This is a genomic window from Spongiactinospora gelatinilytica (assembly GCF_003236385.1).
Classification (GTDB): domain Bacteria; phylum Actinomycetota; class Actinomycetes; order Streptosporangiales; family Streptosporangiaceae; genus Spongiactinospora; species Spongiactinospora gelatinilytica.
This window is the reverse complement of the sequence record NZ_POUA01000357.1, coordinates 1-7,802: the sequence shown is the minus strand read 5'-3', so window position 1 is coordinate 7,802 and position 7,802 is coordinate 1. Positions and strand designations below refer to the sequence as shown.

Below are 7,802 nucleotides of genomic sequence, written 5' to 3'. Positions count from 1 at the left end.
GTCTCGTGGGCTCGGAGAGGTGTATAAGAGACAGGCCCCATGTTTCCCCCCGCCACGACCCGAACGTCTTCGAGTGTGCGAGGGCCCGCCGCCGCCGTCCTGAGTCATCGCCGACTCAAAAACCGGCGGCTGCGGGTATACCGGCCGCGGGGGCCTATGGCGTCGGGGCTCTGGATCCCGTTTCGGTCTTCTCCCCGGAGGCGTACGTCCGCCGGCCGTACACGAGGGTGACCAGCGCGACCGCCACGCTCAGCCCGGCCGTGGTCAGCAGCCCCACCGTGAAGCTCGCGCCCGCCGCGATGAACCCGACGACGAGCGCGCCGAGGCCGGTGCCGACGTCGAAGCCGATGTTCCAGACCGCGCTGGCGGTGCCCCGGTCGCGGGTGGGCACGGCCGCGAACGCCGCGACCAGCGTGAGGTTCTGGAGGCTGCCGTAGGCGACGCCGGCGATCGTCATGCCCGTGACCAGGACCGCGGCCCCCGCGCCGCCGTCCGCGACCGACCAGGCGCACAGCGCCATGGCCCCGGCGCACAGGATCAGCAGCGGCGCGATGAACCGCTGCGGGCCGTACCGGTCGGCGAGTCCGCCGACCAGCCAGCGGGCCAGCGCGGCGGCCCCGGTGAGCCCGAGCAGGCCCAGCATCGCGGTGGTCGTGCCGTAGGGGAACTGCGGCGCGAAGGTCAGCAGCGCCCCGCCCGGAGTGGTGACGGCGAGCAGCCCCAGCGTCGGCACGATCAGCGCGAGCAGCACCCGCGCCCCGCCGCCCGCCTGGCCGTCGCCGTCGGAGGCGGCGCGGGCCATGCCGTCCAGGCGTCGCCCGAGGGCGGCGGCGAACGGCACGGCGAGCACGGGCACCGCGCCCGCGATGAACACCGTGCGGAAGTCGAACGTCTCGGCGATCCACGCGGCGCTCGGCACGAGCACGAACTGCGGCGCGGCGATGGACAGCCCGTACACGCCGATCGCGCGCCCGCGCCGGGCGGCGTCGACCAGTTCGGCCACCGCACTCGCGCCGCACACGGTGAGCACCGCGAATCCCATGCCGCGTACGACGGACAGTGCCAGCACCCACGGAAGCTGGTCGGTGAGCGTGAGCGCCAGGGCGGGCAGGCCCAGCAGCGGCATCCCGGCGACCATGGTGACCCGCCAGCCCAGCCTGCGCAGCGCCCAGGGCACCATGGTCTGGGTCAGCACGGTCGCGAGCATGAGCACGGCGTTGACCAGGCCCGCGCCCGCCTCGTCGGCGCCGCCGCGCGCGGCCCACAGCGGGGCGGCCGGCAGCAGCAGGCCGAAGCTGGCGAACCCGAGCGTCGACATGCTCAGCAGCATCCGCATGCCCGGCACCCGCGTCACAGCACCCCTCGCAGTCCGGTCGTATGCGACATATCAGACATCATTCAGCCGATCCTGCCCGACTGTATCCCGGACGCGTACGCGGGGTCACCCCCGCGGGGTCACGCGCGGGCCACCTCGGCGGACGGCTTGCCGGACAGTTCGGACAGCGCGCGCTCGCGGTCGAAGTCGCGTTCCCAGACGCTGACCACGATGCTGGCCAGCATCTGGCCGCACAGGCTGATCAGCCCGCGGGCCATCGACATGAACCGGTCCACGCCGAAGATCAGCATGATGCCCGCGACCGGGATCGTGCCCATGGTGGACAGCGTGGCCGCCAGCAGGACGAACCCTGCGCCCGCGATGCCCGCCCCGCCCTTGGAGGTGATCAGGAAGACCGCCAGCAGGCCGAGCTGCTGCCCGAGCGAGAGCTGGATGTCGAACGCCTGCGCGATGTAGAGGCCGGCGAAGCCCATGTAGAGGCAGACGCCGTCGGAGTTGAACGCGTACCCGGACGGCACCACCAGGCCGACGATCGGCTTGGGGCAGCCCAGCCGCTCCAGCTTGGCGATCAGTTGCGGCATCACGGCTTCGTAGTTGGCGGTGCCGAGGGTGATCAGCAGTTCGTCCTTGAAGTAGCGGTACAGGCGCACCACCCTGATTCCGCACAGCCGGGCCACCACGCCCAGCACGATCAGGCAGAAGAACAGGCCGGTCAGCCAGAACAGGCCGACGAAGGCGCCCAGGCTGCTCAGCGTGGCCGCGCCGAACCTGCCCGTGCTGTACGCCATCGCGCCGAACGCGCCGATCGGCGCGAGGTACATGACCAGCTTGACGATGCCGAAGACCACCTCGCCGACGCGCTCGATGGCCCGGGTCACCGGGGCCCCGCGCTCGCCCAGCATGGCCACGGCGATTGCGAACAGCACCGAGACCAGCAAAACCTGCAACACGTTCCCGTCCACGAACGCGCCGACCACGCTGGCGGGGATGATGTTGACGAGGAAGTCGTACCAGTGCTGCTCTTCGCCCTTGGTGACGTACTGCTCCGCCAGGCCGCTCACCTGGATCTCGCCGGGCACGGCGTGTACGCCCTCGCCGGGGCGGACGACGTTCATCACCACCAGGCCGATGATCAACGCGATGGTGGTGATGATCTCGAAGTAGACCAGGGCCTTGACCCCCACGCGCCCCATGCTGGTGAGCGCGCCGGCCGAGGCGATGCCGGTCACGACCGTACAGAAGATGACCGGCCCGACCAGCATTCTGATCAGCGCGATGAACCCGTCGCCGAGCGGCTGCATGGCGGCTCCCACGTCGGGGGCCACCAGGCCGAGCACGGCGCCCAGCACGAGTGCGACCAGCACGGTCACGTAGAGCTTGGTGGTGAAAGCGGTCCTCAACATCACGCGCCTCGTTCGTCAGTCGCACACATGTGCGTCAGTTAAACAGCGAGTGTGACGGACGCGCTACATCTGGTCAAGAGTCCGTGGTATGCGTCAGGACAGCCCGATGTCGTGGGAGATGGCCAGGGCGGTGTCCACAACCCGGGGGACGTAGCGCTCGCGCAGCTCGTCCAGCGAGACCCGGCCCGCGTTGGCCGACACGTTGATGGCCGCGATCACGGCCCCCGTGCCGTCCCTGACCGGGGCCGCCGCCGAGCGGACGCCCTCCTCGCGCTCGCCGTCCACCAGGGCGAAGCCCTGCTCCCTGACCCGGTGCAGCTCCTTCTCCAGCTCGGCCGGATCGGTGATCGTGTGCGGGGTGAGCGCCTTCGGCTCCACCGCCCCGAGGTGGCGGCGCAGCGCGCTCTCGGGCAGCGCGGCCAGCAGTACGCGGCCCATCGACGTGCAGTACGCGGGCAGCCGGGAGCCCACGCTGAGCACGATCGACATGCTGCGCTTGGCCGGCACCCGGGCGACGTACACGATCTCGTCGCCGTCGAGCGTGGCCGCCGAGCAGGACTCGCGCAGCTCGTCGGCCAGCGCCCGCATGTGCGGCTGGGCCCGCTCCCAGATCGGCAGCGACGACAGGTAGCCGTACCCGAGCCGGAGCACCCGTGGCGTGAGCCGGAACCGGCGGTCGTCCTGTTCGGCGAAACCGAGCTTCACGCAGGTGAGCAGGATGCGCCGGGCGGTGGCACGGGACAGCCCGGTCAGCTCCGCCGCCTCGCTCAGGGTGAGCGTCGGGTGTTCCGCGGAGAACGCCTGTAGCACGCGGAACGCCTTCTCGACGGAGTCGATGACGTCTGGCTCCTGCCTTGACATATCGTGAACCTCGCAATCTAAACTACAGGCGCACAGATGTTCGCCAGTCGCACAACAGAGGTGCTCGGAACCATTGTCCATGGGAGGCGCGGCTTGGTAGGTCTGCTGTTCGTGCTGTCGCAACCGCGCGACGGTGACGAAGCGGAGTTCCACGACTGGTACGACAACGAGCACGGCCCCGCTCGCATGGCCCTGCCCGGCGTCCACAGCGGGCACCGCTACCGCGCGATCGACGGCGTCCGGCCGGGCTGGCTGGCGTGGTACGACCTCGATCTCGACGTGCTGGACACCGACCGGTACCGCGAACTGCGCGAGCGGCGCAGCGCGCGGGAGAGCGCCGTCATGGGACGGCTGGAAACCCTCGACCGCCGCGTCTACGAGCCGCTGGACGAGCACGGCAGTGGAGGCGGGCCGGTGCTGGTGGTCCGCTCGATGAGCGTACGGCAGGGCGGCGAGGCCGGATTCCACGCCTGGTACGCCGAGGAGCACGTGCCCGCGCTGCACGCCATCCCCGGCTGGGGACGTACCCGCCGGTACGTCCTGCGGGGCGGCGAAGCGCCGCACTTCCTGACATTGCACGAGATCAGCGGAACGCACCTCTTCGACACCGATGCCTACCGCGCGGCCACCGCCACACCTTGGCGGGACCGGGTCATGGCCACGCTCACCACGAATGAGCGTCGCGTCTTCACTCACCATCTCACGTTCGGGGGAACACCATGCCAGCCCGCGTCGAAGCCCTCAGGCCCGGCGAACTGACCGCCGAGCAGCGCGTTCTCTACGATCGCCTGCTCGCCAGCCCGAGGGCGAGCGCGCCCCGGCCCTTCCCGCTCGCCGACGAGGAGGGACGGCTGCGCGGCCCGTTCAACGCCATGCTGCTCAACCCCGGCCTGGGGCACGCGTTGCAGGAGCTGGGCGGGGCCGTACGGTACGGGACCGGGCTCACCGCCAGGCAGCGGGAGACCGCCATCCTGGCCGTGGCCGCGCACGAGCGGTCCGCCTACGAGTGGGAGGTGCACAGCCACACCGCCCGCCTGGAGGGCCTGACCGACGCCGAACTCGCCGCGCTGCGCGACGGGTCCGCGCCCCCGTTCGCAGACCCCGCGGAGAACGCCGTCCTGCTCGCGGCCAGGGAACTGCTCACCACCGGCGACCTGGACGATGAGACCTTCGCCACCGCCGTGGAGTCGCTGGGCGAGGCCGGGGTGTTCGGCCTGATCACGCTGGTCGGGTACTACGGCCTGCTGGCCGCCCAGCTCCGCGTGCTGCGCGCGGAGGTCTGACCCCTGGACGCTCTCGGCCTGTCCTCACAAGGGGCGGGCCGAGAGTTTTTCGTGCAGCGCTTTGCATGGTCATACGTCAGGATGCATACTCTTTCTTATGTCCAAGGTTCTCACCTCCCTGCCCGTCGGCGAACGCGTCGGTATCGCCTTCTCCGGCGGCCTCGACACGTCGGTCGCCGTCGCGTGGATGCGGGACAAGGGTGCGGTCCCGTGCACCTACACCGCAGATATCGGCCAGTACGACGAGCCCGACATCGAGTCGGTGCCCGTTCGCGCCACGACCTACGGCGCGGAGCTCGCGCGGCTGATCGACTGCCGTTCCGCGCTGGTCGAGGAGGGCCTGGTCGCGCTCACCTGCGGGGCCTTCCACATCCGCTCGGCCGGGCGCGCCTACTTCAACACCACGCCGCTCGGCCGCGCCGTCACCGGCACGATGCTGGTCCGGGCGATGCTGGAGGACGGCGTACAGATCTGGGGCGACGGCTCGACGTTCAAGGGCAACGACATCGAGCGGTTCTACCGGTACGGCCTGCTGGCCAATCCCTACCTGCGCATCTACAAGCCGTGGCTCGACGCGGAGTTCGTCTTCGAGCTGGGCGGGCGCAAGGAGATGTCGCAGTGGCTGCTCGCGCACGGTCTGCCGTACCGGGACAGCGCCGAGAAGGCGTACTCCACCGACGCCAACATCTGGGGCGCCACCCACGAGGCCAAGACCTTGGAGCAACTGGACACCGGCATCGAGTCGGTCAACCCGATCATGGGCGTCCGGTTCTGGGACCCATCGGTGGAGATCGCCGCCGAGGACGTCACCATCGGCTTCGACCAGGGCCGCCCGGTGACGATCAACGGCAAGGAGTTCCCCGGCGCGGTCGAGCTGGTGATGGAGGCCAACGCGATCGGCGGGCGGCACGGCCTGGGCATGTCCGACCAGATCGAGAACCGGGTGATCGAGGCCAAGAGCCGGGGCGTGTACGAGGCCCCGGGGATGGCGCTGCTGCACATCGCCTACGAGCGGCTGGTCAACGCCATCCACAACGAGGACACCCTGGCCACCTACCAGGCCGAGGGGCGGCGGCTCGGCCGGCTCATGTACGAGGGGCGCTGGCTGGAGCCGCAGGCGCTGATGCTCCGCGAGTCGTTGCAGCGCTGGGTCGGCCGGCCGGTCATCGGCGAGGTGACGCTGCGGCTGCGGCGCGGCGAGGACTACTCGATCCTGGACACCACGGGCCCGTCCTTCAGCTACCACCCCGACAAGCTGTCGATGGAGCGCACGGAAGACTCCGCGTTCGGCCCCGCCGACCGGATCGGCCAGCTCACCCTGCGCAACCTGGACATCGCCGACTCGCGGGCCAAGCTGGAGCAGTACGCGGGGCTCGGCATGATCGGCACCAACCACCCGGCGCTGCTCGACGTCCCGAAGGCGGTCCCGACCGGGCTCATCGGCGAGATCCCGGAGGGTGGCGCGGAGGCCATCGCCTCGCGCGGGGAGGCTCCCGCCGAGGAAGTGCTGCTGGACCGCGCCGCGATGGAGGCCGGCACCGACTGACCCGCCCCGCCGGGCCCGCCCGCGCTACGCCGTACCCGGACCTGCGCCCAGAGCCGGGCTCAGACCCTGGCCGGGGCCGTGCGGCGGGCGGGCCGGCGGAGGCGTGGCCGAGACGATGAGCACGGTGGCCTGCCCGTCGGCGGCTTTCAGCGAGTGGGCGGCCGCCGCGTCGAAGTGCAGCGCGTCTCCGGCGGCCAGGGTGATCAGCTCGCCGCCGATGTCGGCGATCACCTGGCCCTGCATGACGTAGACCCACTCCTCGCCCGGGTGCGAGGCGGTGTGCTCGGGCCGCCCTGCGGTCAGCTCCAGCCGGACCGCCTCCAGGGCCGAACGCGGGCCGAGCCCGCTCATGATCGCGTAAATCCCGTCCTGGCCCTTGCGCACCGGCGCGCTCGCGCCGCGCACGACGTGGTGCTCGCGGGAGCGCACGTCGCCGATCAGCTCGCTCAGCGAGATCCCGTACGCCCGCGAAAGCTGGATCAGCGAACCTATGGACGGCTGCCGCTCGCCCTTCTCCATCCGGGACAGGTGGGCGGTGGAGATGCCGGTCCACCCGGCCAGCGCGGTGAGCGTGAGCCCGTGCGCCCGGCGCAGCTCCGCAAGGCGCGCGGCGACCCTCCGCTCGGGGTCGGCCGCCGGATCGCCGGCTCGATCATCGCGCCCGCCGTCGGGGGCGCCGTGCTGGGCTCGCGGCATACGAGTGGTCACTCCGGGCATTCTAGTGCTTTCATGAGCCCGTTGCCTGCAAGGCAAGCCCAATTGCCTATAGGTTGATCGGCTGTGTGTCCGCGGCACATCCTGGGCCTATGACCCGAACAGCTAGTCGAGGTGGAGGCCACCGCCCTGCTGCCCTGACCGCCGGAATCGTCCAGGGTCACCGAGTGCGCAGCCGGGTCAGCGCCAGTACGGCCAGCGACAGCACGATCACCACGGCCGTCACGGCCACCTCGTGGACCCCGGACACGAACGCCTCCCGCCCCGAGGCGAGCAACCGGGCCGCGACGTCCGAGGTAGCCGATGGTCATGCCGACCAGCGCGAGCGTGGGGCCGGAGGCCGCGTCCAGCGGCAGGATGAGCAGGAGCCCGGCGGCCGAGACGAGCAGCCCGCCGCCGGGTCCCGGTACTCCGGCAGCAGCAGCGGCCCGGCCGCCAGCAGCAGCGCCATGACCGGCACCCCGGACAGGAACTCCGAGCCCGCCGCGTTCGTTGGTCTCTTGGGGGCTTGGGCCGCCGGTACGGTTGTGTCGCTCACGGTGGCAGGTCGGGCCGGGGTCTGGTGGGGCGGCGCTTGCGGCGACCTGTCCGCTGGTGGCGCCGCGTTCGGCGGTCCCCTGGGGCGGGTCGGCCTGCCGCTCACGGTGGCGGGCCGGGGC

At 71.2% G+C, this 7,802-nt stretch carries 8 protein-coding genes; 3 read left to right on the top strand and 5 right to left on the bottom strand.

Annotation, left to right across the window (positions count from 1 at the left end; genetic code table 11):
* Window positions 1-154: 154 nt before the first annotated feature.
* The 3 genes from C1I98_RS31445 to C1I98_RS31435 form a co-directional block, all read right to left on the bottom strand.
* Entirely contained in the window at window positions 155-1,354 is a 1,200-nt protein-coding gene (locus C1I98_RS31445) for an MFS transporter (protein ID WP_199537354.1), read from the bottom strand.
* A gap of 101 nt (window positions 1,355-1,455) precedes the next feature.
* Complete coding sequence (gene dctA, locus C1I98_RS31440; RefSeq protein ID WP_111171000.1) at window positions 1,456-2,739, bottom strand: C4-dicarboxylate transporter DctA; 1,284 nt, start codon at window positions 2,737-2,739, stop codon at window positions 1,456-1,458.
* Between the two features lie 93 nt (window positions 2,740-2,832).
* A complete protein-coding gene (locus C1I98_RS31435) occupies window positions 2,833-3,600 on the bottom strand; it encodes an IclR family transcriptional regulator domain-containing protein (RefSeq protein ID WP_111170998.1) in 768 nt (255 codons plus the stop codon).
* Between the two features lie 93 nt (window positions 3,601-3,693).
* Here C1I98_RS31435 and C1I98_RS31430 point away from each other — a divergent pair, with 93 nt between their 5' ends.
* The 3 genes from C1I98_RS31430 to argG all read left to right on the top strand — a co-directional run bounded on the left by C1I98_RS31430 (window position 3,694) and on the right by argG (window position 6,429).
* Entirely contained in the window at window positions 3,694-4,359 is a 666-nt protein-coding gene (locus C1I98_RS31430) for an EthD domain-containing protein (RefSeq protein WP_111170997.1), read from the top strand.
* Window positions 4,320-4,883 (top strand): carboxymuconolactone decarboxylase family protein, encoded by a 564-nt coding sequence (locus C1I98_RS31425; protein ID WP_111170996.1) that lies wholly within the window; start codon window positions 4,320-4,322, stop codon window positions 4,881-4,883. The genes C1I98_RS31430 and C1I98_RS31425 overlap by 40 nt, the downstream gene beginning before the upstream one ends.
* Before the next feature lie 97 nt (window positions 4,884-4,980).
* Complete coding sequence (gene argG / locus C1I98_RS31420; protein ID WP_111170995.1) at window positions 4,981-6,429, top strand: argininosuccinate synthase; 1,449 nt, start codon at window positions 4,981-4,983, stop codon at window positions 6,427-6,429.
* A gap of 24 nt (window positions 6,430-6,453) precedes the next feature.
* Here argG and C1I98_RS31415 read toward each other — a convergent pair whose 3' ends face one another.
* Together C1I98_RS31415 and C1I98_RS31410 are read right to left on the bottom strand one after the other, a co-directional pair.
* Window positions 6,454-7,137: a helix-turn-helix domain-containing protein gene (locus tag C1I98_RS31415; protein WP_199537353.1), complete on the bottom strand. Its 684-nt coding sequence runs from the start codon at window positions 7,135-7,137 to the stop codon at window positions 6,454-6,456.
* A gap of 313 nt (window positions 7,138-7,450) precedes the next feature.
* A complete protein-coding gene (locus C1I98_RS31410) occupies window positions 7,451-7,681 on the bottom strand; it encodes a hypothetical protein (protein ID WP_111170993.1) in 231 nt (76 codons plus the stop codon).
* Window positions 7,682-7,802 lie beyond the last annotated feature (121 nt).

Coding starts and splice junctions, on each gene's coding strand:
- dctA (WP_111171000.1), bottom strand. CDS start 2,739: ATGTTGAGGACCGCTTTCACCACCAAGCTCTACGTGACCGTGCTGGTC.
- C1I98_RS31435 (WP_111170998.1), bottom strand. CDS start 3,600: ATGTCAAGGCAGGAGCCAGACGTCATCGACTCCGTCGAGAAGGCGTTC.
- argG (WP_111170995.1), top strand. CDS start 4,981: ATGTCCAAGGTTCTCACCTCCCTGCCCGTCGGCGAACGCGTCGGTATC.
- C1I98_RS31425 (WP_111170996.1), top strand. CDS start 4,320: ATGCCAGCCCGCGTCGAAGCCCTCAGGCCCGGCGAACTGACCGCCGAG.